Source organism: Haladaptatus sp. ZSTT2, assembly GCF_037081775.1.
Classification (GTDB): Archaea; Halobacteriota; Halobacteria; order Halobacteriales; family Halococcaceae; genus QDMS2.
Window position 1 is genome coordinate 1,397,183 of record NZ_JBAMHQ010000001.1, and the last position, 24,265, is coordinate 1,421,447.

General features: G+C 59.9%; 26 protein-coding genes. 13 read left to right on the forward strand and 13 right to left on the reverse strand.

From position 1 onward, the window contains the following. Window positions 1-23: 23 nt before the first annotated feature. The gene (locus tag V5N13_RS07655) at window positions 24-1,334 is read right to left on the reverse strand and encodes an MFS transporter (protein WP_336360277.1); all 1,311 of its coding nucleotides are present in this window, start codon (window positions 1,332-1,334) and stop codon (window positions 24-26) included. 88 nt (window positions 1,335-1,422) lie between these two features. On the opposite strand from V5N13_RS07655, the gene V5N13_RS07660 reads away from it, so the two are divergent. From V5N13_RS07660 to V5N13_RS07675, 4 genes are all read left to right on the forward strand, one after another. Continuing rightward, the gene (locus V5N13_RS07660; RefSeq protein WP_336360278.1) at window positions 1,423-2,415 is read left to right on the forward strand and encodes a radical SAM protein; all 993 of its coding nucleotides are present in this window, start codon (window positions 1,423-1,425) and stop codon (window positions 2,413-2,415) included. 186 nt (window positions 2,416-2,601) lie between these two features. After that, window positions 2,602-3,048 carry a TRAM domain-containing protein gene (locus V5N13_RS07665; RefSeq protein WP_336360279.1) on the forward strand — a complete coding sequence of 149 codons (447 nt, stop codon included), beginning with the start codon at window positions 2,602-2,604 and terminating at the stop codon, window positions 3,046-3,048. Window positions 3,049-3,060: 12 nt separating this feature from the next. Next, on the forward strand, window positions 3,061-3,537 hold the full coding sequence (locus V5N13_RS07670; RefSeq protein WP_336360280.1) for a Tfx family DNA-binding protein: 477 nt from the start codon (window positions 3,061-3,063) through the stop codon (window positions 3,535-3,537). Between the two features lie 39 nt (window positions 3,538-3,576). Next, window positions 3,577-4,362 carry an SDR family oxidoreductase gene (locus V5N13_RS07675; RefSeq protein ID WP_336360281.1) on the forward strand — a complete coding sequence of 262 codons (786 nt, stop codon included), beginning with the start codon at window positions 3,577-3,579 and terminating at the stop codon, window positions 4,360-4,362. Here the strand turns inward: V5N13_RS07675 and V5N13_RS07680 are convergent. Together V5N13_RS07680 and V5N13_RS07685 are read right to left on the reverse strand one after the other, a co-directional pair. Continuing rightward, window positions 4,359-5,339 (reverse strand): mannose-1-phosphate guanylyltransferase, encoded by a 981-nt coding sequence (locus V5N13_RS07680; protein WP_336360282.1) that lies wholly within the window; start codon window positions 5,337-5,339, stop codon window positions 4,359-4,361. The two genes, V5N13_RS07675 and V5N13_RS07680, sit on opposite strands and share 4 nt — an antisense overlap. Before the next feature lie 62 nt (window positions 5,340-5,401). Then, window positions 5,402-6,529 (reverse strand): acyltransferase, encoded by a 1,128-nt coding sequence (locus V5N13_RS07685; RefSeq protein ID WP_336360283.1) that lies wholly within the window; start codon window positions 6,527-6,529, stop codon window positions 5,402-5,404. 519 nt (window positions 6,530-7,048) lie between these two features. Between V5N13_RS07685 and V5N13_RS07690 the strand changes: the two genes are divergently transcribed. Then, window positions 7,049-8,599, forward strand: a complete 1,551-nt coding sequence (locus V5N13_RS07690) for an ATP-binding protein (protein ID WP_336360284.1) — start codon at window positions 7,049-7,051, stop codon at window positions 8,597-8,599. 29 nt (window positions 8,600-8,628) lie between these two features. Here the strand turns inward: V5N13_RS07690 and V5N13_RS07695 are convergent, their stop codons facing one another. Then, window positions 8,629-8,922 carry a DUF7091 family protein gene (locus tag V5N13_RS07695; protein ID WP_336360285.1) on the reverse strand — a complete coding sequence of 98 codons (294 nt, stop codon included), beginning with the start codon at window positions 8,920-8,922 and terminating at the stop codon, window positions 8,629-8,631. Between the two features lie 91 nt (window positions 8,923-9,013). Then, a complete protein-coding gene (locus V5N13_RS07700) occupies window positions 9,014-9,166 on the reverse strand; it encodes a hypothetical protein (RefSeq protein ID WP_336360286.1) in 153 nt (50 codons plus the stop codon). A gap of 223 nt (window positions 9,167-9,389) precedes the next feature. On the opposite strand from V5N13_RS07700, the gene V5N13_RS07705 reads away from it, so the two are divergent. From V5N13_RS07705 to V5N13_RS07715, 3 genes are all read left to right on the forward strand, one after another. Further along, a complete protein-coding gene (locus V5N13_RS07705) occupies window positions 9,390-9,929 on the forward strand; it encodes a GNAT family N-acetyltransferase (protein WP_336360287.1) in 540 nt (179 codons plus the stop codon). 119 nt (window positions 9,930-10,048) lie between these two features. After that, window positions 10,049-10,981, forward strand: coding sequence for a replication factor A (locus V5N13_RS07710; RefSeq protein ID WP_336360288.1), 933 nt, complete (start codon window positions 10,049-10,051; stop codon window positions 10,979-10,981). 2 nt (window positions 10,982-10,983) lie between these two features. Further along, a complete protein-coding gene (locus V5N13_RS07715; protein ID WP_332897327.1) occupies window positions 10,984-11,577 on the forward strand; it encodes an RPA family protein in 594 nt (197 codons plus the stop codon). Between the two features lie 216 nt (window positions 11,578-11,793). Here the strand turns inward: V5N13_RS07715 and V5N13_RS07720 are convergent, their stop codons facing one another. From V5N13_RS07720 to V5N13_RS07740, 5 genes are all read right to left on the reverse strand, one after another. After that, window positions 11,794-13,071, reverse strand: a complete 1,278-nt coding sequence (locus V5N13_RS07720; RefSeq protein WP_336360289.1) for a low temperature requirement protein A — start codon at window positions 13,069-13,071, stop codon at window positions 11,794-11,796. A gap of 139 nt (window positions 13,072-13,210) precedes the next feature. After that, the gene (locus V5N13_RS07725; RefSeq protein ID WP_336360290.1) at window positions 13,211-13,567 is read right to left on the reverse strand and encodes an SHOCT domain-containing protein; all 357 of its coding nucleotides are present in this window, start codon (window positions 13,565-13,567) and stop codon (window positions 13,211-13,213) included. Window positions 13,568-13,573: 6 nt separating this feature from the next. Continuing rightward, on the reverse strand, window positions 13,574-13,990 hold the full coding sequence (locus V5N13_RS07730; RefSeq protein ID WP_336360291.1) for a DUF302 domain-containing protein: 417 nt from the start codon (window positions 13,988-13,990) through the stop codon (window positions 13,574-13,576). 84 nt (window positions 13,991-14,074) lie between these two features. Further along, entirely contained in the window at window positions 14,075-14,425 is a 351-nt protein-coding gene (locus V5N13_RS07735) for an SHOCT domain-containing protein (protein ID WP_336360292.1), read from the reverse strand. A gap of 57 nt (window positions 14,426-14,482) precedes the next feature. Next, entirely contained in the window at window positions 14,483-14,779 is a 297-nt protein-coding gene (locus tag V5N13_RS07740; protein ID WP_336360293.1) for a hypothetical protein, read from the reverse strand. A gap of 662 nt (window positions 14,780-15,441) precedes the next feature. On the opposite strand from V5N13_RS07740, the gene V5N13_RS07745 reads away from it, so the two are divergent. Then, the gene (locus tag V5N13_RS07745) at window positions 15,442-16,098 is read left to right on the forward strand and encodes a CDGSH iron-sulfur domain-containing protein (RefSeq protein WP_336360294.1); all 657 of its coding nucleotides are present in this window, start codon (window positions 15,442-15,444) and stop codon (window positions 16,096-16,098) included. An 18-nt stretch (window positions 16,099-16,116) separates the two neighbouring features. Here the strand turns inward: V5N13_RS07745 and V5N13_RS07750 are convergent, their stop codons facing one another. Beyond that, window positions 16,117-17,304 carry an MFS transporter gene (locus V5N13_RS07750; protein ID WP_336360295.1) on the reverse strand — a complete coding sequence of 396 codons (1,188 nt, stop codon included), beginning with the start codon at window positions 17,302-17,304 and terminating at the stop codon, window positions 16,117-16,119. Between the two features lie 438 nt (window positions 17,305-17,742). Between V5N13_RS07750 and V5N13_RS07755 the strand changes: the two genes are divergently transcribed. Next, on the forward strand, window positions 17,743-18,843 hold the full coding sequence (locus tag V5N13_RS07755) for a ferritin-like domain-containing protein (protein ID WP_336360296.1): 1,101 nt from the start codon (window positions 17,743-17,745) through the stop codon (window positions 18,841-18,843). A 219-nt stretch (window positions 18,844-19,062) separates the two neighbouring features. Here the strand turns inward: V5N13_RS07755 and V5N13_RS07760 are convergent, their stop codons facing one another. Together V5N13_RS07760 and V5N13_RS07765 are read right to left on the reverse strand one after the other, a co-directional pair. Beyond that, window positions 19,063-19,467 (reverse strand): pyridoxamine 5'-phosphate oxidase family protein, encoded by a 405-nt coding sequence (locus V5N13_RS07760; RefSeq protein ID WP_336360297.1) that lies wholly within the window; start codon window positions 19,465-19,467, stop codon window positions 19,063-19,065. A gap of 250 nt (window positions 19,468-19,717) precedes the next feature. Beyond that, window positions 19,718-20,320: a helix-turn-helix transcriptional regulator gene (locus V5N13_RS07765; protein WP_336360298.1), complete on the reverse strand. Its 603-nt coding sequence runs from the start codon at window positions 20,318-20,320 to the stop codon at window positions 19,718-19,720. Between the two features lie 304 nt (window positions 20,321-20,624). Here V5N13_RS07765 and V5N13_RS07770 point away from each other — a divergent pair, with 304 nt between their 5' ends. From V5N13_RS07770 to V5N13_RS07780, 3 genes are all read left to right on the forward strand, one after another. Continuing rightward, entirely contained in the window at window positions 20,625-20,822 is a 198-nt protein-coding gene (locus V5N13_RS07770; RefSeq protein ID WP_336360299.1) for a heavy-metal-associated domain-containing protein, read from the forward strand. 114 nt (window positions 20,823-20,936) lie between these two features. Then, on the forward strand, window positions 20,937-23,150 hold the full coding sequence (locus V5N13_RS07775) for a copper-translocating P-type ATPase (protein WP_442905064.1): 2,214 nt from the start codon (window positions 20,937-20,939) through the stop codon (window positions 23,148-23,150). After that, entirely contained in the window at window positions 23,147-24,226 is a 1,080-nt protein-coding gene (locus V5N13_RS07780; protein WP_336360300.1) for a succinylglutamate desuccinylase/aspartoacylase family protein, read from the forward strand. The genes V5N13_RS07775 and V5N13_RS07780 overlap by 4 nt, the downstream gene beginning before the upstream one ends. The last annotated feature ends 39 nt before the right edge of the window (window positions 24,227-24,265 follow it).

The window sequence follows — 24,265 nt, forward strand, 5'->3', positions numbered from 1 at the left end:
TGCCGTATAACTGTTTTCTGGCGCTATTTGGTCACGTCCGGTTCGGTCACCGGCGAGGTGTTTTTCTCGTCTGTTCGCGCGAGGTGGAGCGCGATAACGAGCACCGGGAGCAAGAGGAGGCCACCGAGGGCAAACGGCGACCAGTAGCCAATCGCGGCGTAGATACCGCCCATCAGGACGGGGCCGAACGTGCGCGCGAGACTCCCCGATCCTTGGGTCAGTCCGAGGGCGCTCCCCTGCCGGTCTGCGCTCGCGTTCTGGGAGACGAGCGTCGTAAGCGAGACGTTGACGACGCCGTTACCGAGCGAGAGCACCGCGAGAACGGCAAGCAGGCCGAGCAGTTGCTTGGTCAAGAATGGCTCGACGCTGGTGAGACTCGGAAACAGCGCTTCCCCGACGAGCGGCGCCGCCGGAATCCCGAACAGCGCAATCGTGAGCAGGGCGGTTCCAGCAACCGCGAGCCGGCTCTCGGTGTAGCGTTTGGTCAGCCGACCAATGAGCACGCCTTGGACGAGGACGCCGAGGACGCCAATGTAGGTGAGCAGGAGGGCGCTCTGTGACTCTGAGTAGCCGTAGATGTCCGCGACGAAGGGGATGAACATGATTTGCACACCCGAGAAGGCAAACGAGATGAGGAAAAACGCGATGAGCAGCCCGCGGACGTTCTCGTTGGTCATGGCGCTTTTGAGCTGTGTGAACTGCGATTCGTAGGCACTGGGCGTGTCCGTGAGGGCGCGCGATTCGGGGAGGAATCGGTAGGCGACGAGGAAGTTGAGGAGCGCGAGGAACGCCGCGACAAAACTCGGCAGCGAGAACTGGTTGATGTCGAGCCACGGGATGAGGTTCTGGAAGAAGTCCACGACGACCTGAAACGTGAACACTGCACCGATGCCCGGGCCGAAGATGAACCCAAGGCCGAAGGCCGCGCCGAGGAGGCCAAGGCTCTTCGCGCGCTCTTCGGGCGGGGTCACGTCCGCGACATAGGCTTGGGCAGCGGCGATGTTTCCGCCCATTGCGCCCGCGAGCATGCGCGAGACAAACAGTAGAAGGAGGCCTTCTGCGAGGCCGAACAGCGTCCATGCGATGGCGCTCCCGAGCACCGAAAGGAGGATGACGGGGCGACGCCCCCGGCGATCTGAGAGCTGGCCGAGGATGGGTGCGAAGATGAACTGCATCGCCGAATAGGAGGCCGCGAGCAGGCCAATGACGAGCTCGTCTGCGCCGAACGCGCGGACGTAAAACGGCAGGATAGGGATGATGATGCCAAAGCCAAGCAGGTCGAGAAAGACCACCGCGAAGACGATACTGATAGTGCGCCGAGAGCGAGCAGCCATTACATTGATGCACGTCAACAAGCCTGATAAATCGTCCGCGCAAGTCGCACAGTTTTTAGGGCTCGACAGGCAAGAGAGCCGATAACGGATGATTTCGAAGGGCTGCGAACAGTGCGCCAAGGGGGGCAAAATGGTGCTGTTCGTCTATGGATACTGTGACCAGCGAGACTGCTTCTACTGTCCGCTTGGGGAGAATCGCAAGAACGTGACCCAGGTGTACGCAAACGAGCGGCAGGTCGAGTCCGACGAAGACATCATCACCGAAGCAAAGCGGATGGACGCCCTCGGCACTTCGATTACTGGTGGCGAACCACAGGAGGCGATGGACAAGACGTGTCGCTACCTGCGCCTGCTCAAAGACGAGTTCGGCGAGGACCACCACACCCACCTCTACACCGGCATCACTGGCGGGCGCGAGAACATGCGCCGACTCGCCGAAGCAGGCTTAGACGAGATTCGCTTTCACCCACCGTACGAACTCTGGGGCGACATGCACGGCACCGAATGGGAGGAGATTCTCTACATCGCCCGCGAAGAAGGCCTCACCCCCGCCTTCGAGATTCCGGGCATCCGCGCCGAACGCGAGTTCATCGACTTCTTAGATGAGGGCGCGGCCGACTTCTGTAACATCAACGAGTTCGAGATGAGCGAGGGTAACTACGAGCGCATGCAGCAGGAAGGCTACGAACTGCGCGAAGGCCACATGAGCGCCGTCGAAGGCTCCCACGACATCTTAGAAGAGATGGCCTCCCACCCGAAGGTGTACTTCTGTACCTCGGTGTTCAAAGACGCCGCCCAACACCGCAACCGCCTGAAGCGCATGGCCAAGAACCTCCGCCGAGAGTTCGACGACGTGACCGACGACGGCACGCTCGTCTACGGCAAGACGTGGATTACGCCCGCCGAACTCGAAGCCCTCGGCGTCCCCGAGGAGTTCTACACCGTAAAAGAGAGTCACGTCGAACTCGCGTGGTGGCTTTTAGAGGAGATGGTTCAGGAAGGCGACGTGGAGAAAGGCGAGATTATCGAGCAGTATCCGACAGTTGACGGAACGGTTGTCGAACGTACCCCCCTCGCCTAAACGACCGGATTTTTGGTCCAGCTTTTTGCAAGTGAGCGAAGCGAGCGCCGTAAAAAGCTGGGAGAGGGCGATTGTCGAGCCGCTGCTACTGACGGAGTCTGGCTAGTCTCGTTCTCCTGACTCTCTTGTCTTCCCGGAGTTATACAGACGCAAGCGTTTAGACTGCGGACTCTAAACGTAGGCCATATGCCCGACTGTCCACTCGCGGATGAATGCCCCAAGTTCAGTGAACACATCCAGGGGATGGGGTGCCAGCATTACGGGGACAAAGGCGGGGCTGAGTGGTGTAGCCACTACAATCAGCCAATCCGCGACCTGAAGTCACAGCCGGTGAAAATCGGCGAGGAAGTCATCGTCGACGTCACCGACATCCACGAGAGTGGGGCCGGTGTGGGCCGGACGGAAGACGGCTTTATCATTTTCGTAGACGGCGTCCTTCCCGACGCCCGCGCTCGGGTGAAGATTACGAAGGTACGGTCGAACCACGCTCGCGCAGACCCACTCGAACGATTGCCGATGGAGCCGGAAGAAGAAGCAGACGAAGCAGAGGTAGAAGATGACGACGACGGCGGATACAGCAAGCCAAAACGTCCCGAGCGTCTTGGCAGCCGCGACAATTTCTGGGGCAGCTAAGTTCTGAAAGCGATGAGCGACGACCCAACACTCAACGTTGCCGCGCTGCTCGACCGCATTGGATTCGACCCCGAAAAGAGCATTCTCACCCGCCGACAAGCGGAGGTGCTCGCGCTGCGCGAACAGGGCGAAGCCCAGGCCACCATCGCAAATCTTCTCGGGACGTCGCGGGCGAACGTCTCAAGCATCGAATCGAGCGCGCGGTCGAACATCGAGAAAGCCCGCGAGACTGTCGCGTTCGCCGAAACGCTCCGTGCGCCGGTGCAGATTACGGTCGAAGCGGGAACTGACCTCTACGACGTGCCCGCGCAGGTGTACGGTGCGTGCGACGATGCGGGCGTGAAGGTCGGCCACACCGCCCCCGAACTCATGAAAGTCGTCGGAGACGAGGCGGGCGACGCCGTGACCGGCCGACAGGTGGTCAAACCACTCCTGATTGGCGTGACTCACGAGGGTGTCGTCCGCGTCCGCCGCGCCGAGCAGTCATAGAGGGAAAACGCGTTGGCACTGGCCGCCGTGTGGCCGAGTATGGACTTTGGAATTGCTGGAGACAGCGCGCTTGTAACGGCGAGTTCGAGTGGCCTCGGACTGGCGAGCGCCATCGCCCTCGCAGAGGAGGGTGCGAACGTCGCCATCTGTAGTCGGGACGACGCTCGACTTGCCGCGGCAGAAAAACGAGTCGACCAAGCCGGACGCGGAGACGTCCTTGCGGTCGAAGCCGACATCACCGACCCCGACCACGTCAAGGCGTTCGTCGAGCAGACCGTTGCCGAGTTCGGCGGCCTCGACCACGTCGTCACATCGGCGGGCGGCCCGCCCTCTGGCCCCTTCCTCGACACGCTCGAACGCGACTGGTACGTTGCCTACGACATGCTCGTGATGAGTGCCGTCTGGACGGCGAAAGCCGTCCAGCCACACCTCGAACAGAGTGGGGCGGGCACGTTCGTCGCCATCACCTCGCTCAGCGTCCGCGAGCCGGTCGAAGGGCTCGTGCTCTCGAACTCGGTGCGAAAGGCGGTCATCGGCCTCGTCAAGACGCTCTCGCGGGAGTTTGCCCCCGAGATTCGAGTGAACGCCGTGCTCCCCGGCGCACACGAGACGGCACGGTTTACCGAACTCATCGAGCAGGGTGTCGAACGCGGCGACCTTGCAGATTACGAAGAAGGCCTCGAAAACTGGGCCGAAGACATCCCGCTCAACCGCATCGGTGACCCCCGAGAATTGGGCGACGTGGTGGCGTTCCTCTCCAGTGAGCGGTCGAGCTACGTGACCGGCGTCTCGCTGCCAATCGACGGCGGCAAACTTCGGAGTTAGAAGCGCCCGGCTGCTTTGAGCTGTGAGACGAGTTCTCGCACCGCCTGCGCCTTTGCTTTTGGCACGACGAGCACGCGATTGTCGAAGGCGACGACCACAAGGTCTGAAACGCCGACCACGCTCACGTGTGCGTCGTCCGTGACGACGACCGAGTCCGTCGTATCGACCAGCGACACGTCCCCGAGCACAGCGTTGCCCGCCGCATCGGCGTCGAGAATCCGCCCGAGCGCGTCCCACGCACCCAAGTCGTCCCACTCGAAGGTTGCGGGCACGACCGTCGCGCGAGCGGTTCGTTCGAGTACGGCGTAGTCGATGCTCACCGGTTCGACGGCGTCGAACTCGTGTGGATTTTCGACCAGCGGAGCGAGCGGCGTGTCTCTGGCTTCGCGGAGCAGGGCATCGGGCGTCCACGCGAACATCCCGGCGTTCCAGAGAAAGCCGTCTGCGACGTAGTTCGTGGCGGTTTCGGCATCCGGTTTTTCGTGAAACGAGGCCACGTCGAAGTAGTCGCCGTGGTCCGCTCCCGGTTCGATGTAGCCGTAGCCGGTGGCCGGGCGCGTTGGCTCGATGCCGATAGTGACGAGCGACCCGGTTTCGGCGGCGACGCGGGCGGCTGTGGTCGCGGTTTCTGCAAAGTCGCCAGTGATGTGGTGGTCGCTCGGGACGCAAAAGAGCACGCAGTCACCGACCTGCTCGCGGATGCGTGCGGCCGCGTAGACGAGCGCGGGGCCGGTGTCTTTGGGTTCTGGTTCGGTGAGCACGGCGGCTTCGGGCGCGTGCTCGTGAATCTCGTCTGCGAACGCCTCGCGCGTGAGGACGTAGAGTTCGTCGGCAAAGGAGAGTCGGTCGACGGTTTGGGCGAGCAGCGAACCGTCACCGAAGTCGAGAAACTGTTTGGGGCGGTGGCTCCGACTCGCGGGGTAGAGTCGTGTGCCCGTGCCGCCTGCGAGGACGAGCGCGACGAGAGGCCGAGTCATGCGAGAACGTCAACGCGGAGGGCGAAAAGTCCTACCGGCTCACCTTCAATCACCTGCCGACCTCACTCGTTCGAGAGTCGGCTTCGAACCGAAAGCCCGCCGCGTGACCGGAGGCGACTAAGCCATGGAATGTGACCGCCCTCAGGGTCTATGACACCCAGCCTCGCCATGGCGAGATAGGTTCCAAGCGCAAGCACGTAGACGAGTGGCGTGATGGTCAGTTGCCAGAGCAGGGTCGAGGGAAGGGGAAACCCAATCACCGGAATCCAGAACTGCTTCGTCGCGTGGAGCAAGTGAAATACCGGCAGGTGAAGGAGGTAAATTCCGAGCGCATGTCGGCCCACCGTGGGTAGAATCGTATTCTTCCCCAGCTGTGGGTTCGAGAGCGCGTACGCGAAGATTGCGAGAACGAGGAGTACGGTGGAGATGGTGTACTCCGTCAGATAGACCGTCTGCGTGAGCACGTTCTCACCGATGATGTAACCAATGGCGTACTGCTCTATGAGTTGGGCGCCAAGGAAGAAGCCGACTGCGCCGAGATACAGATGGCTGTGGTTCTCCTTTGGTGTCCACTCCGTTGTTCTGATTGTGTATCCGAGTGCGACGTAGAAGAAGCCAAAGAAGAGAGCGTCTCGGATGCGGAACGGAACGTCCAGAACCATCGGATAGTTCATGCTGAGGATGCCGACGACGTGAAAGAGTGCGGCGACCGGCAACAGATAGCGAATCTTGTTGAATTTGACGAATCCCGAGACGAGTACGATGGAGAAAAACAATGCCGAGAGGAACCACAGCGGGACGGCCTGTGCGTCACCGTAGTACAGGAGGGAGGCTGGAGAGAAGTTGAAAAGGGCATCGCTGAGTTCACTCATCACAGAGGAACCGACGATGGCCGCGACTGCAACTGCGGCTGTGACAGAGACGAGTTTCCCAAACACAAAGATTGAACCGAGTTTCCGACCGGTTCCCCTGACGATGGAGTTGACACTGGTGGTGTGCAACTTCGCCCCCAGAAAGAAGCCGGACGTGACGAAAAAGAACGGCACGTCGAATTGGCCGATAGTATCCAACACGAAAAAGACGAGATTTCCGTGCGTTCCAAAGCCGCGAAATGGCTGCACGTGCGCGATAGTAATGAAGAAAATAGCGAGTGCTCGCAGTGTGTCGATGCTGTGAATACGTTCTCTCATTGGTTTCAAAAGGTGTACTGAAACGTCACGCACCCCTATTTAAAAGGAGCACGATTCACAAGGAGAAGTTATCAGTTTAGATGTATCAAGAATTGTGCCATAGAGACACACCCAAACCAGAAGACTGCTATCGAATACCATACGCAAATAGATTCAGCGCACGCGATTTATCACGATTTGCTTATGGTTTCGAAGGTAGCTTCGAGACAGCCTCGTGCTCCACACTTCCCGGACAGAGCGGCGCAAACGTGCCAACAGCGTCAGTCCGCGCCAACAGCGACGTTTTCAGTCAAACTGACGCGACGGCCGCAAGAAGACTCGCTTGACGTACCGAGACCGTCGCCACGTCCATGGTATCAAATTCGGTGTCACGGCCTTGAGACGGGGTGATTGCTGCTCCAGCCATTTGCTGAGGGAGGAGGATGACAGAAGTGTCAAATCGTCCAACCCCGGAATTTGTCAAAAATTGTGTTTTAATGGATAGTCTTTACTAATTGGTTAGTGATAGCATTCAACACAATGGGGCAGAAGCTGAATGCGAGTGGACTCGTCGTCGCCGGTATTGGCTTCTTTCTCACCCGATTCACCGTCACGCTCGCACTGTTCGAGAACCCCGTCCAATTCTATCTCGCAGGTGTGTTGCCACTGACGCTCGGCCTCGGGTTGGCCGCCTTCGGCGTCGCACTGGCCGTTTCCGACATCGAACCAGCGCTGGCTCGGACGACGGCGCGCTGGTGTGTCATCGGTGCGGGAACGATGTTGATTCTCGTCATCCTGACGCTGTTAGGCAGGTCCCCCGATGGTATCCCTAGCGTGACGGTGATTCGGTCGCAGGCATATCTGTCGAACTTCCTCATCGGCGGGAGCGTCGGGGGAACCCTCACCGGTTTGTACGCGGCACGAACCCACCGACAGCGCGGGGAACTAGAACAACAGACCAACCGCCTCGTGATACTCAACCGGCTGCTTCGCCACGAGGTACTCAACTCGGTGACGGTGATTCGCGGGTACGCGAAGATGAGCAGGGACGAGCATTCGGGGGTTCAGAACGTAATCGAAAAGCGGCTGACTGCCATCGAGCGGACGATAGACGAGGTGAAATATCTCACCCGACGAGCGGGGCAGACCGATGGGTCGATGGAACGCATCGACATAGAACAATCCTTGCAGCAGAGCGTCAAGGCTGTAACCAGCCGTCATCCCGAGGCGAGGATTACCATCGAGTCGATTCCAGAACACGCGAAGGTGGTGGCAGACGAACAGCTCGCGCAGGTGTTCACGCACCTTCTCGAAAATGCAGTCGTCCACGGCCACGATGAGACTCCCACCGTCGAGGTGGCGGTGACGAGAAACAGCGTTCGGGTGTCCGTGAGAGACGATGGCCCTGGGCTTCCAGAAAGCCAACAGGCATTGCTTGAGACCGCCGCTATCGAGGAGTTCGACGACCCGACGACCGGCTTCGGGCTGAAAATCGTTCGCCTCCTCGTCGAGAACTACCGAGGAACGATAGAGACTGAGAGTGGAGCGCGTGGGACGAAGGTAACCATCGCCCTCCCCCGTGCCAACGAAGCGGCTGCGGGGCTGGAACCAAGCAAAACGGGCGGCGACATCGTACGCCCGACCATCCAGCACCTGCTCGTGACGCTCGTGGCGTCGGTGGCTGCGGGCGTGGTGTTCGGCATCGCGGCGCTACTACTCGGCCGGTCGGTCGCAGGCATCGGCGTCTTTTACGGGAGCGTAAACGGTGTCATCGGCTGGCTCACCCACGAGTTCCACAGCATCGTCTTCGGGTTCGTCTTCGTCAATCTCGTCTCGATGGCCCCAGAACGCTATCGAACCAGCGTTCCTGCCTACGTTGCCATCGGAGCTGTGTGGGGGCTCGTCCTCTGGGTCGTCGCCGCCGGGATTATCGCGCCGATTTGGTTGCGACTCCTCGGAATCGCGGCACCGATTCCAAACCTCACGTTCTGGTCGTTCGTGGCACATCTCGTCTGGGGAGTCTCGCTTGGCGCGCTCACCGCATGGGGATACAAGTACCTCACCGTGAGGGTGCAATCCGGTGAAAAGTAGCAAACGTAGTTGGTGTCACCAGTGTCGTCTCACCACGTTTCGATGATGCCTTCGCGGATGTCTTCAAGACAGCCCTGACAGTCCACGCTCTCTGCGTCGAAACAGTGTGGGCGCTGGTCGGCGTCGAGGGTGACGGTGCGGCGTTCGGCGTAGCGTCGGCAGACGAGGTTCATCTCGCGGCCACCGTCCGTCTCTGATGAGTCGGTGTATCGACCGCGGTTGCCCCGCCCTTCGCGGTACTCGTGGCGTGCCCGCCCCATCTGGCGGCCCGCCTTGCGAAACTGCTGGCGGATGAGTCGTTCGATGCGCCGCCGATTGCTCATGGTCGGTGATTGGGCACGGAGCTACAAAGCGTCACGGGGCGGAGAACTTGTGCAGTGCACTTCCTCTCGGTTTCGAGCGATGCACTTCGGCTCATCGCCATGGCCCATCGGAGAAGGACCAACTGTCCAGATTCATCGACCCGCCGCCGACGATGTACGCGAGGAGGAGCGCGATGATGGCGAACCCGATGATTATCAGGAATTTGACGAGGGAAGCGGGAATGATGTCAATCACGGGGAACATGGCCAGTGCTCCCACATCCTGTTTCGATGATAATAGGTTTTCATGTGCCCGTTCAGCATTCGAGCTGCACGGGACAACGCTTTTGGGTCTGCTCCATGAGGTGTCAAACAGGTACCCGATGCTCGTTTCTACCTGTTTCTGACTGGATTCACGCTCGGTCTGCCGAGTTGGCTGCATCCCGTCTGCGCACGTACCGTTTTCAGACCGAGTCACAACCACCACTATGTCACGAACACCGTATCTGCAGACCGAACGCCTCGAGCTTCGACCCGTCACCCGCGACGACGAGGCGTTCCTCAATTCCCACCTGAACCACCCGAAAATCCGCCAGCACATCAGCATCTTCCACACGCCGTACAGCGAGATGGAACAGGCAGACTCCTACGAGGAGTTCCACACCGGCGACAACGTCGTCTCGCTCGTCCTCTGGGACGGCGACGAGCGCGTTGGCCACGCTGGCCTCATGCCCTTCATCGACCGGAACAAACTCGGCAACCTCGGCTACTGGATTGCACCCGAGTACTGGGGGAAGGGCTACGCCACCGAAGCTACCGAGGCAATCATCCAGTTCGGCTTCGACGAACTCGGCCTCCACCGCATCGACGCCTGGATAGAAGCCCCGAACGAAGGCTCTCGGCGCGTCGTCGAAAAGCTCGGCTTCACTCACGAAGGCACCAAGCGAAAGTCCGAATTCACCGGCGGCGAGTGGGTCGACCAAGTCATCTACGGCCTACTCGCCTCTGAGTGGGAACCGGAGGCTTAAGTCCCAAAACGGAATCGCACGAGGGAATCACTTTCAGCCCACTCACCTAACCTTTTATACCATCGGGAACCAACCGTCGTATGTCTCCCATTGAAAACAGGCGGAGACAGTGAAACCCCATGACAGATGTGCACCAGCACGCAGTAGAGATACACGAGCAGTTTTCAGACAAACTAGAGCTGACGGTCGAAGACGTAGAGGAACGTCTCGAAAAACTCGTCGGCGAGTACAAGGTTCCCATCGACGAGGCACGCCGCAGCGTCACGAGTCACTACCTTGACGAAGCGGGCATGGAGCGCGAAGACCTCCGTGGCTCCGGTGGCAACCAAGAAATGCAGATTTCGGAGGTGGACGAACCCGAACAGTGGCTCGACCTGACCGCGAAGGTCGTCGACCTCTGGGACCCGGGCCACGAGTCCATCGGGCAAGTTGGCTTGCTCGGTGACCCGACCGGCACCATCAAGTTCACGAAGTGGGCGAAATCCGACCTCCCCGCTCTCGAAGAAGGGAAGGTCTACCGCTTTTCGAACGTGGTGTCCGACGAGTACCAGGGCCGATTCTCGGTCAAGCTCAACCGGACGACCGGCATCGAGGAACTCGACGAGGACCTCGAAGTCGGCGACAACGAATCCGAAATCGAAGGCGCGATGGTGGACATCCAGAGCGGCAGCGGACTCATCAAGCGATGCCCCGAGGAGGATTGCACGCGCGTCCTCCAGAACGGACGCTGTTCAGAACACGGCGAGGTCGAAGGCGAGTTCGACCTCCGCATCAAAGGCGTCGTGGACGACGGTATGACCGTCCACGAGACCATCTTCAACAAAGAAGCCACCGAGGAACTGACCGGCATCACCTTAGAGAAGGCAAAGGAGATGGCGATGGACGCACTCGACACGACGATTGTCGCAGACGAGATGCGCGAGAAAGTCCTCGGACGCTACTACCGCATCAGCGGCCCGACGCTCGGCCGCTACGTCCTAGCGAACGACTTCGAAGAATTGACCGGCCCAGTCGATGCCGAAGCAGTCCTCATCAAAGCGAGGTCGATGTAACCATGAGTTCCGCACCAACCCGAGAAGTCGCTCGACGGGTTTTCGCCCGCGAGTTCAACGACGCTGGCTACACATTCAAAGAATCGGACGACGAACGCGCCCCAGTCTACCTGCTGCTCCCGACGGGCGAACGCGCAAACCGCGTGTTCATCGTCGGCACGCTCACCGAGAAAGAAGACGTCGGTGAGGACAGCGAGTACTGGCGCGGCCGCGTCGTTGACCCAACCGGGACGTTCTTCGTCTACGCTGGGCAGTACCAGCCAGAAGCCGCGAGCGTCCTCCGCGACGTGGAAGCACCCGCCTACGTTGCGATTGCGGGCAAGCCACGCACCTACGAGACGGACGATGGCTCGATTAACGTCTCCATCCGACCGGAGTCCATCTCCGTCGTCTCCGCCGAAACGCGCGACCGCTGGGTCGTCGAAACTGCAGAACGCACGATGGACCGCATCGAAGCGTTCGACGACGAGACCAACGAGTACGCACGCATGGCAAAAGAGCAGTACGACCTGCCGGTCTCCCGCTACAAACAAGAAGTGCTCACCGCCCTCGAGAGCTTAGACGAGAGCGAAGCGCTCGAAGCCGACGCCGCGTAAGCTCTCGACACACCTTGGCTGACACTGAGGCTGTGTCGAAATTCGTTTCAATTTTCTCAGACTTGTCCTCGAATTAGTTCCACGTGCATACAGGACGTATGCCCATGAGTCGCTCTTGGGAAACGTGTCCGAAGTGCCCTATTCGCTCTCAACTCCACTCTGCAGGTGGGCAACCTAGCCGCCGTCCAACGGTAGCGCTGAATTCGTGAGCGCTGTTTACTTCTCGCTCGTTGAGCCGGTGATGAGTGACCAGCCACCTTCCACGATGTTGAGCGTCACCAGCAAGCTGGCCACAAGCCCGAGGAACACGACAGGCTCTATGGGTTGATTCACGATGGACAGGGTGACGAGCGCCGCGACCCCCAGCCGGAGAACCACCGACCGGTCTCTCACCGGGTCGAACGTCGTCCGGTGGACAGCGATGGTCCCGAGGAGGTAGGTGACAACGCCGGCCACGAGCACCGCCGCGCGGTTCCAGTCAAGCGCATGTCCTGCCGCCGCGGCTTCGACGGTGAACGCGATGCCGATACCGGCAGCGACGATTCCAACATAGACCAAGTAGTGGCTCAGGACGTGTAGTAGCGAGTACTCGCGGACACGTGACCACGCCCCTTTGTCCTCGATGAACGCCCGGTGGAGGAACCATTCATCGACGTGACGGAAATAGGTCCACCACAAGGTCAAGACCACGATGAACCCAAATCCAGCGACGAGCCCGGATCTGAATCCCCAGTCAGTACCCGAGGTTCCCACGGCGATCGCGATGACGGTCTCCCCCAAGACGAGGATGGTGAACAGGCCGAGCCGTTCGGAGTAGTGAGAGGTGGGTTTCGGTATGGCCTCACTCCCGACGTAAACGACGGTGGTCGTCGCCAGACCGACCACGAAGGAGAGCCCCCAGATGACGAACCGCCAGGGCTCGGCAACGAGCAGCGATGATGCCCAGACCATGGCACTCGCCGATGTCGAGAGCACGACCGCTCTCGTGAACGGCCGTAAATCTGGGAGACTAACCCATGCCCTGAGGTACATACCGATCATGAGAACTCTGAGCAGGAGGTACGCCAGCACAAAGGCATCCGAGCCACCGCGGAGGGCGTCGTGAATGGTTGCCGTGAGAATGATAACACCCAACATGGTCGCGGCCATCCCGAGCCGGTGGAGCAGGTCGTCGGTATCGAACTGATCGGCGTAGAGCGTGAAGCCCAACCAGGTGTAGAGAACGATGAAGAACAAGCCGGCAAACCCGAGGAACCCACCGACGCTCGGGTCATCATGGAGGAGTCCACCGAGTTCGGCAATGGCCGCAACGTAGACGAGATCGAAGAAGAGTTCGAGCCACGTCGCATGTCGGGTAGTGGCGGTGGTGTGAACGCGTGGAGGCACGCTGATTCTTCGCCACAACCGGACAACTGACGTCCCGAGCTGGCGAGCTGCCTGTCGCAGCGCCATTGACTCGGTACGCGGCTTGCCTACTGTCTCCTCCGGGGGCATCTGGGGACTCATCTCTGGCGATTAATGACTGTAGTAATGGTCACCAGACAGGATAACTCCGTGGTACGATGACACACGCGATGCGAAGACCGTGCGAGACGAATGCGCTGACACTCGTCTAGCCGAATTTATCTGGTTTTTACAACTCTTCGCGGCTGAGTTTCACGCGGCGCTCCTCGAACTCCTCGTCGGAGAGCTCACCGCGTGCGTACGCCGCGCGCAACTCCTCCATTGCGGGATTTCGAGACGCCTGCGATTCAGTTACGCGGCGGAAGACGAGGTAGCCCCCACCGAGCAGAACGAGGAGAAAGACCAGTGGGACGAACATTCCAACGAGTGGCCACCAGCCGCTGGTCGTCCCGTATCCGCCCATCATTCCGCCGTAGCCCATCATCCCGCCGAATGCCAGCCCCATCATGAGCAAGGGCAGGACAATGATTGCCCCGAGGATGAGGAGGACGATAGTCGTGGTGTCGAGTCGATTAGATGACGACATCGCTATTTACACCGCCGACGCGGATTCGAGTTCGTCAGCAATACTGTCTAGGACGCGCTTGAACCGGTCGTGAACCTCGGTCGCAATCGAGTCGAGCGCCTCGTTGTCAGCAATGCCGACAAGCTGTTGCGGATCGACCGCGCTAACCACAACCTCGCCATCGTCGGTTTCGTAGACGATAACGTTGCAGGGGAGAAGTGCACCGAGTTCGATATCTTCGGTTAGCCCCTCAAGCGCGAGCCCCGGATTGCACGCCCCGAGGATGCGGTACTGTCGAAATTCTTCGCCGAGTTTTGCTTCGAACGTTGCCTGCACGTCGATATCGCAGAGGACGCCGAATCCTTCGTCTTTGAGCGCGTCAATCGTCGTCTCGACTACCTGGTCGAACGCACCGGCCACGGATGCCTGTATTGTGTATTCCACACAATACTCAACACGGTTGCGGGACTTAACTGTGGGGTTTCGACGAGGTTAGCCCGAATGGAATTCGAGACGACACCTGCGGAACTATCCGGCACGTTCCAGCTGTTCACGCCGCCGTTCGAATTCATCGTCTGAGAGGTCACCGCGGGCGTAGCGTTCTCGAAGAATCGACAGCGGATCTTCGCTGCGTCCAGCTTCTCGACGCTTCCCGAGCATGACGACGAGGGAGAGTGGAATTGCGAGCAACAGCCCAATCCAGAGGAGTCCCCAGAGACCCATCGCCCCGCCAAAAACTCCCCAACCACCACCCATCATTCCGCCCCCGGGGCTCCCGCCCATGGCAGCCGCCGTGCCAGTCGTCGCGACCAGCAGTGGGACGGCGAGCATCCCCAGTCGACGAGCCGTGCGTCCGATGTGAGCAGTGAGTTGCGTCATTAGGTTGTGTGTGTGAGTTGCAGTGTTGGATTGAAACGAGCGAATCGAATTGAACGGTTAGCAGTGACCCTGTCCGTACATGCGGCCGTCGTGGCCGTTTTCAGTCATGCCCTGTGCCATCTCGTCAACGGACACACCCATGTGCGATTCCATCCACTGGACGGCACCAGGGCCCATGTGGTCGGTCATCTGCGCTTCCATCCAGGCCACCCAGCCGTCAGCGGTTGCGTCGGAGTGGGGTGCGTCGTCTGCAGTCGTGTCGTTGCCGTGTGCGCTGACCACGGGAGCGGCGAACGCGAGTGCGACGAGTGCGAGCGCCACGAGCAGCCAGCGGCCGAGTTTGAAGTTGGTCATTGTGTTTCTCCTCGAGTACTCGTAGGGCGACTCAGGGGTTATCACGATGGGTGTGAACCCACCGAGGAAATCGTCCGAGAGCGTGTATAGACCGTTCTAATCGTTTTTTAGGAATAGAATCGTTCATGCCCACTGAAATCATCGGGGTTGGCCTGAATCAGGCGTTACCGAGCGATTCGGCGCTTGAGAGTCGCCAGTAATCCGGGCTGCGTCCTCGACCTCTGCACTGAGTCGCTGCGGTGGGATTTCTCGGTTCCCGACTCGTCGGCGTCGAGCCGCGCCGCTTCGTAGTCCGCAATCATGTGGGCGACGTGGCGATTACACATAGGAGTAGATACGACGCCCACCTACAAAACTGGTCGACTTGCCTTGTTGGAACTCTCAGCAGGTGAGATACGTTAGCGATTGTGCTGCATACAGCGTGCATATCGGTCACACAACTTCGTTGGACATGGTGGTACGTACAGGCGACGGACCACTTTCATTTCTCTGCCGGTCGTTCCTGCGGTTTCCGTTCGAGAGAGGGAGGGGCGAACGTTGCCTGCCCGGAACGTACCGAAGGTACCATGGAGCAAGTGACGTGCGAAGAGCGTTCAGAAATCGAGATTCGTAATCCGAATCTGAGAAGCACAAGTTATCGCGTATCCCCGTGATAAGAGGATATGGAAGAGGACGTCTACGAATACGATGACCGAGACATCACTGTCAGTTACGACCTGAAGCGGTGTATCCACGCACGCGAGTGTGTCAAAGGTCTTTCAGAGGTGTTCGATCCCGACCGACGTCCGTGGATCATGCCGGAAAACGCTGCTGCCGACGAAATCGCCGAGGTCATTACCCGGTGTCCAACCGGTGCACTTCACTTCGATCGGAAGGACGGCGGTTGGAAGGAGAAGACGCCAGCGGAGAACACCGTCACCGTCTCGACCAACGGTCCGATCTATTTCCATGGAGACGTCAAGGTGACCGACGAAGCCGGAACGGTGTTGCTCTCGGACACACGCGTCGCGTTCTGTCGATGTGGTGCGTCGGAGAACAAACCACTCTGTGACAACACCCACCTGAATATCAACTTCGAGGCACCGGGTACGGTCAGCGGAACCTCGGACTCCGAGGCATCTCCTGCGGGTGAACTGTACGTCACCTTGACGCAGAACGGCCCACTGCACGTAAAAGGAGGGTTCAAGATTGACGGTCCGGACGACGGCTCAACCTACACGGATGATGACGCGTGGCTGTGTCGCTGCGGCGGGTCGGCGAACAAACCGTTCTGTGACAACACCCACGAAAAAATCGGTTTCACGACCGAGGACATCTGACTGGAACACGACTGCATGTCACCCTCTTCTTGACGCTTCGAGGGAGTCAAGACCCTCAGCGTCAGTGATACCACCTGTCCTCCGAGAGAGTAACCAACCACCCAGGCCACTGGCAAACCCGAGGACGCCCGCGGCGAGCAAGAGTGACTGGTACCCCCAGAAAGGTGCGAGGCTGGCGAATAGCACCGGTGCGAGCGTGCGTCCGAGGAAGGTAGTACTGTTGCGGAGGCTCAATGCCTCGGCTCGAAACTCGACCGGAACGAACTCGCTGACGTCGTCGTCGATCGCCGGAAGGACGAGACCCCACCCGGCGCCGAAGACGAAGCTGGCGAGACCGACGCTCGTCGGCGAGTTGGCGAGCCACGCGGCGACGAGCCCCACGCTCGCGAAAGCAAATCCGAGGACGATGATTGCGTCGTCCGACAGGTGTTTGACGAGTCGACCGGACTGTGAGGCGGCCACAGTCGACGCGACGAGCGCGGCCGTGACGACGACGCCAATACCGACGGGCCCGACGGCAAACGCGCTGTCCAGGAGGAATGGAATCGCAGTGACCACTGCCCCGAAGAGCAACAGCTCAATCATGAAGGCAGACCCATACAGGAGGGTAGCCTCCCGGGCTGAGAGCGCCCTAATAACCTCACGGAAGGATCCGAAGCCGTGGGTCACGTGTTCGACCGACGGCTCCGTCAGCGCGAGAGCCGCAAAAAGGGCCACAGGAAGTCCGAGGAGGTACAGCAAAAAAGGGGCGTTCCAAGAACTGGTCGCGAGTGCCCCACCGACAAGCGGGAAGACGGCAGCCCCCGCGGAGAGGACCGCCGTGTTCGCCCCAAGCACCGCGCTCCGCTGAACTCCCGCGAAGGTGTCACCGATCAGCGTGACGGTCGTGATGAAAATACCGGCCGCGGCCGTCCCCTGGATGACCCGAAGCACCAGCGCGATCGAGTAGCTTGGGGTGAACGCGATGGCCGCCCCAGCCAGACTGAAACCTACGAGTGACGGTATCAACACCCGCCGCCGACCGATTCTGTCCTCAAGGAGGCCGATGAGGGGCGAGAAGAGGATGCCCGTCACGAAGTAAGACGAGATGACGAGGCTCGTCTCCGCGTCAGTGAGTGCGAATCGCTCTTGGATGACGGGAAGCCCGGGAGTGATGAGCGCGACACCGAGTGGCGCAAGGAGTGTACTTGCGAAGACTACACGCACGGTCGGAGATTGCCACGGAACCGATGTACGATGCTTCTCGCTGATCCATTCTTTCAGGTGTCGACCCATCGATAGCGACGCGTCGACCATGGAACCACGTGGGTGATTCGACGCGTTAGATTTCATAGAGCGTATACGACGGGTCGGGAAATATCCCTATCTTCGACACGCTACGAAGCATGGTTCACCGGCTACGGCACTCAAAGAAATTGACTGAGAAGACCAGGCGAGCTGCGCTATGCGCTACGGATGGGTGCACACGGTATCTATTTCTATTATCGGCTGTTTCAGCCGCTTCGAGCGATAGTGGACACGCACCCTCGGAGGTGTGGAGGCACCATGTCAGGTTAAGCCAGAACGGTGTCGCTGAGTACAGCGGGGAGCCTCTTGACCCCCGTTGCATCTAGCTTGATGGTAGTTGGTATCGATTGACTGACCATGGTGATTGACACGAGACAGAGCCTGCAAGAACACCTCCAGTGGGCCATCCAAGTTGAACTGTCGACCATCCCGACGTACCTCTACGCGATGTACTCCATCGACGACAGGGGCTCAGATCCGTATATCCTCATCAGGAGTGTCGTCGTCGAGGAAATGCTCCACGCGGCGCTCGCCGCCAACCTCCTGGTTGCAGTCGGGGGGACTCCTCGATTCTACGACGAGGATGTGATGCCGTCGTACCCGATGGACCTCCCACACCACGACCCACCGATACGGATGAATCTCGAACGGTGCACCACAGACTTTATTGAGCGGGTTTGCTTGCCAATCGAGCACCCTCGCGAGGTCGGCAGCCTCCCAGAAGACGACAACTACGACACCATCGGGCAGTTCTATCTCGCCGTCGAGCAGGCCATCGAGTACCTCGACGAGCGGGAGTCGCTGTTCGCGAACCCGCGGGTGGAGCGACAGATGATGGACCCAGAGTACTACGCTCCGATCGAATTCGACGACGTGGAGAGCGGGGGGCTCCACCCTATCGACGACCTCGACAGCGCCTGTCGAGCGATCGAGACGGTCATCCACCAAGGTGAAGGGGTGAGAGACGAACACTGGGCGGATCCCCACCACCACGAGATGACCCACTACTACAAGTTCAAGAAGATCGCCGACGGTACATTCTCGTTAGGAGACGTCCGTCCCGTACTTGAAAACCCCACAGCTGACGACTTCTCGCCAGCGTTGCATCCCGTCTTGGATCTGTTCAACGCAGCGTACAGCTACACGTACGTCCTCATGGACGAAATCTACGCCACGACCGATCGGGACCGGAAAGACAAACTGGTCAACGACCTGTATACGGTCATGTCGGGCGTCCTCTCGCAACTGGCTCGCTTTCTCACGACCTGTCCCGCATCCAATGGTGGCGAGGAGCGGGCAGGGCCGACGTTCGAATTCTACCGCTTCGAAGAGGGGTCGACACCGGCGACTCACATTCGAAGACTGACCACGTCAGTCGTGAGAAAGTACGGTGAACTTGCCACCCTCAACGGGATGGTAGAAAGCCTGCACACGATACCTCGCCGGTCGGCCGAGTGACCGCCACGTTATGTCTCCCACTCTCGTACGGTTACCTCTACTTTCAGCCTGCGGCGGTGCAATCCTGTCACCTGAACCTCTCGTCAGAATCTATCACTGACGACAGTCGTCTCCCGCCTCCACGCTACACCACCGATCGAGGGTGCGAGTGAGTCGTGATGACGCGTTGTCCCGCACCGTCATCCAGCTTCGCCGATTGGGTATGCAGCAGCTAGTGACTCAGTACGTCCGATGGGAGACCGAGCCAACCTCAATGCGGACGAGGACGTTCTCCGACCACGCGTCGTCTTCGACCCCGTACTTCTGGTTGATTCGCGTATTGGCCGCTCGGATTTCGTCTTCATCTTCGACGACCGTCGCCGTCCCTCGCACGGTCACCATCCACTCGGGGATGCCCTCGTGGTCCTGCTCGAAGGAGAGAGACACGTAGGGGTTCTTCCGGATGTTGGCGAGTTTGACCCCCGTTGTGAGTATCTCGATGACGCCGCTTTCGTACCGATACCAGAGCGGTGCCGAGTGGGGCCGACCGTCGGCACACGTCGCCAGGTGTGCGACGACCAGTTCGTCCGTGAGGAGACCCTCAACCTCCGGGGGGACGTCTCCATGAGAACGAATACGGTTCATGGGGTTCGTACACGTCGTCTCAGTGCAAAAACGTCTCGTCGGGGCTCGTCACCGTTCACTCCCGCACAGTCAGCGGGTGCCGAGATGAGAGTGGCACCCGAGAAGGCGAGAAACGTCCGCCAAGTGAGGAGGCTCTTCATGCTGGACGAAGCTGCTCGAGTGGAAAGATATGTGGTCATACAACTAACGCCAGGTAATGATACCCGTTAGTACAGTCAACGTGGCAGTTGTTTTGCAGAGATGGATGCAGTCATTCACCGACTGTGTGCTGAGATTGCTGCAGGTCATCACTCGGATAAATCCGATACGTCCGCCCCTGCCGTTCACGGTACAATAGGCCGCGTTTCTCGAGGGCACTGACCGTTTGACTCACCTTGCTCTTGGAGAAGTCTGAACGATCCCGTAGTTCAATCTGTGTGATACCGGGCGAGGAGAGCACCGGTTCGAGAATCCGGCGTTCGTCATCCGGCAGGAGGTCGAGGACACGAGCGCGAGGTTGTTCTTCTGGATTTTTCGCGCCAGTCGAGTGAACCTCACTCTGCGGTGCGCCATCGCCCTCCTCGCTGGCCGTGTTCGGGGACTCGTTCAGCGGTTGGGCACTTGCCTCAGCTCCGGAGCGGTCGTCACGGACGGTGAGATAGAGGCCACCGATGACAGCGGTGACGAGCAATGTCCCAAGGACGTACCAGAGCGGGTTCGTTCCGTGAACCAATCCCATCGACGTGCCCATCATCGACCCCATCTCTTCGAACGCTCGTTGCTGCTGATACGCCTGCCAGCTAAGCGCACCACCGACGAGGAGAACGGCAGCGATGAGAAGTCCAACGACTGTGTCGGCACGGCGTCGGTTCATCCATCCCACCTCGATCTGCCGGGGTACTCGTTCATATCTACACGTTGGCGAGACAGCGGTGTAGCAGTTGTGATTGGGAGGGGCAATACTCAGGGAGATGGCGAACGCAGTCTACACTCCCTTCAAGGGAAAGTCGGGGAGTGCCATCGCCCCATTCAACACGGGCTAAAGCGGCCCACCGTTCACACGCAGGCTGGCAAACGCATCACGGCTGGAATGGCTTCGATTTCAAAGCTAGTGTACCCTACAACCACGTATTCAAAGGGAAAACGCCGATAAAAGTGGGGCGCGTACGTATTCCTGTATGACGACGACCATCACCGTAGAGGGGATGTCCTGTGGCCACTGTGAACAGACCGTAACAGACGCGCTTCGAAGCGTCTCTGGCGTGACCGATGCCACTGCCGACCGTGAGACTGGGCAGGCAAGCGTCGATGGCGATGCCGACGTCTCAGCCCTCGTACAGGCCGTCGAGGACGCTGGCTACACTGCCCACGCCTGAGACCGCACAGAACGTTCGCGGACAATCACCCCGGTCGTTCTCTTTCGAATTACCTCAACCGCTCAGTGTCAGGGTTCGGACAGAATGATGTGGGGCGGCACCAATACACAAGCTATGAGCAATCATCCAGATGACGAGCACTCCGGACACGCATCACACGAGCATGCGACTCACGACCCGCCAGGCGAGACCAGCACCAAACCGGAACGAACGGACGACAATACGCACCACGCGCACGAAGCGCAGTCAGGGCACAGCCACACCGAGATTGAACACGGGAACACCGACGAAGTCGAGCACCCCCACGACGCACGCCATGGTGGGCACATTGACGAGGGGAGCCACATGGCGCACACAGATCACACCGGCCACGAACGGATGTTCCGCCGCCGATTCTGGGTGTCGCTCGTTCTCTCGATTCCAGTCATCTTCTTCAGCGAATTCATTCAGGATGTCTTTGGCTACACGGCACCGATATTCCCGGGCAGTATCTGGATCACGCCCGTCCTCTCTGTGATTATCTTCGCCTACGGTGGCGTGCCGTTCCTCTCGATGGCCCGGACGGAATTCGAGAATCGTGAGCCGGGAATGATGCTGCTGATCTCGCTGGCCATCACCGTCGCGTTCGGCTACTCGCTCGCCAGCCTCGTCCTCCCGGGGACGACGCCCTTTTTCTGGGAACTCGTCACCCTCATCGACATCATGCTGCTTGGCCACTGGATGGAAATGCGCTCGGTTCGCCAAGCCTCCGGTGCGCTTGACGAACTGGCCAAACTCATGCCCGATACCGCAGAACGCCTCACCGAGAGTGGTGAGACAGAGGACGTTCCCGTTTCCGAACTGTCCGCGGGCGATGTCGTCCTCGTCCGTCCCGGTGCCTCCGTTCCTGCGGACGGCGAGGTCGTGGAGGGCGAGTCATCGGTAGACGAATCGATGATCACCGGCGAATCTCGGCCGGTTGACAAGGAACTCGGATCAGAGGTCGTCGCTGGCACAGTCAACCAGGACGGGAGTCTTCGAGTTCGCGTGACGAAGACCGGTGACGAGACCGCCCTCGCGGGCATTATGCGGCTGGTCGACGAAGCGCAGCGATCAAAATCCCGAACCCAGTTGCTTGCCGACCGCGCAGCAGGCTGGCTGTTCTACATCGCACTCGCTGTCGCGGCCATTACGGCTGTCGCCTGGGTACTCGCCACTGGGTTCAACCTCACCGTTCTCGAACGCGTCGTGACCGTCCTCGTCATCGCCTGTCCCCACGCCCTTGGACTCGCTGTCCCGCTCGTCGTTGCGATTAATACCTCCACCGCCGCCCAGAATGGAATGCTCATCCGCGACCGCATCGCCATGGAAGAAGCCCGGAATCTGGATACGGTCATGTTCGACAAAACGGGCACGCTCACGAAAGGCGAGCAGGGCGTCGTCGCCGTTGAGACGGCAGGCGACTGGGATGAACAACGAGCGTTGGCGGTGGCCGCTGGCGTCGAAGGTGACTCCGAACACATGATTGCCCGCGCCATCCGAAACGCCGCCGCCGAACGTGAGGTCCAACGAGCCAGCGTCTCGAACTTCGAGAACCTCCGTGGCCTCGGTGTCAGAGCGACCGTCGACGGTGAAACGGTCCATCTCGGCGGCCCAAATCTAATCGAAAAACTCGGCATCAAGCGGTCCGCCGAAATCAGTTCATTTGCCAACGACGCTGGCGCGAACGCCCACACGGTCATCTATCTCATCCGCGAGGAGTCCGAGATCGTAGCAGCGTTCGCCCTCGCAGACGTAATTCGCGAAGAGAGTCGGCAGGCCATCGAGGCGCTGCACGGAATGGGCATCGAGGTGGCGATGCTGACCGGTGACTCCGAAGCCGTCGCGAAAGCGGTTGCCGAGGAACTCGGCATCGACCAGTACTTCGCGGAAGTGCTGCCCGAGGAGAAAGACACGAAAGTAGCCCAACTCCAAGCCGAGGGGAAGCTGGTTGCGATGGTCGGCGACGGCGTCAACGACGCGCCCGCGCTTACGCGAGCCGACGTTGGCATCGCCATCGGGTCGGGAACCGACGTCGCCATCGAATCGGGCGATATCATCCTCGTCGACAACAATCCGATGGACGTAGTGCGCCTCATTCGACTGTCGAAGGCGAGCTACCGGAAGATGCAAGAGAATCTCGTGTGGGCAACCGGCTACAACGTGTTCGCGCTCCCGCTCGCTGCCGGGATTCTTGCCCCCATTGGGATTTTACTGTCGCCAGCCATCGGCGCGGTGTTCATGTCGCTCTCGACCATCATCGTCGCCATCAACGCCCGGCGACTCAAGGGGGTCGACCTCACGGCATGACACTCAGTGCAGTTTCAGTCGGTGGACACACAATCGATGCAGGGGAAAAGCGAACATTTCGCTTTGCGTGTAGTGAGACGTATCACGGCGACACGCTCGAACTTCCGGTGACGGTGATCAATGGCGAGTCCGAGGGCCCACGCGTCTTCCTGACCGCAGCCGTCCACGGCGACGAACTCAACGGTGTGAAAATCATCCAAGAAGTCGCAGACCGGTACGAGCCGGCAGACATTCACGGGGCGCTTGTCTGTCTCCACGTACTGAACGTCCCCGGCTTTCTCGCCCAGCAGCGCTACATCCCCATCTACGACGAAGACCTCAATCGCTCGTTCCCCGGTAACGCCCGAGGGACGATGGCAAAGCGGCTCGCAAATACGATTTACGAGGAGTTCATCTCGACGTGCGATCTCGGGCTTGACTTCCACACCTCGACGCGCAACCGCACGACGATGTACCACGTCCGTGCAGACATGCATGACCCGGCCGTCGAACGTCTTGCCCGGGCGTTCGGCACGAGTATAATTCTCGACGGCAAAGGGTCTCGTGGGACGCTCCGACGCGTGGCCTGCAATGCCGGAATCCCGACGGTCACCGTCGAGATGGGGCGCTCACACCGTTTCCAAACGGCGCATCTCGACCGGGCACTCCACTGCATCGCGAGCGTCCTCGCCGAATACGAGGTCTTACCGGACAGACCTGTCTCCTGGCCCGGTTGGACCCGCGTGGTCGCCCGAAATAGTGAGAAAACGTGGCTCCGCGCCGAAACCGGCGGCCTCGTCGAGATGGAGTGGGGGCCACACCCACTCGTCGAGAAGGGTGCGCCACTATTTTCAATCTCTGATCACTTCAAGCAGAGCGTCGAGACGATTCGTGCGCCATCGACCGGGCTCGTCGTTGGCGTCCTCGAAAATGCGGTCGCGTACCCGGGCCACCCGCTGTGTCACTTCGTGAGCGTCGACGAGAAAACCGCCGACATCATCCGCGACGATATCGAACGAGGCGTGTTCGACATCTACCGAGAAGGCGGCTTCCAGTGGCCTGAACCTCGATGGTACGCAGAATACGGCCACAAATAGCGTCCCAACTACGGTGTTGAATCCGATGGGACAACGTAC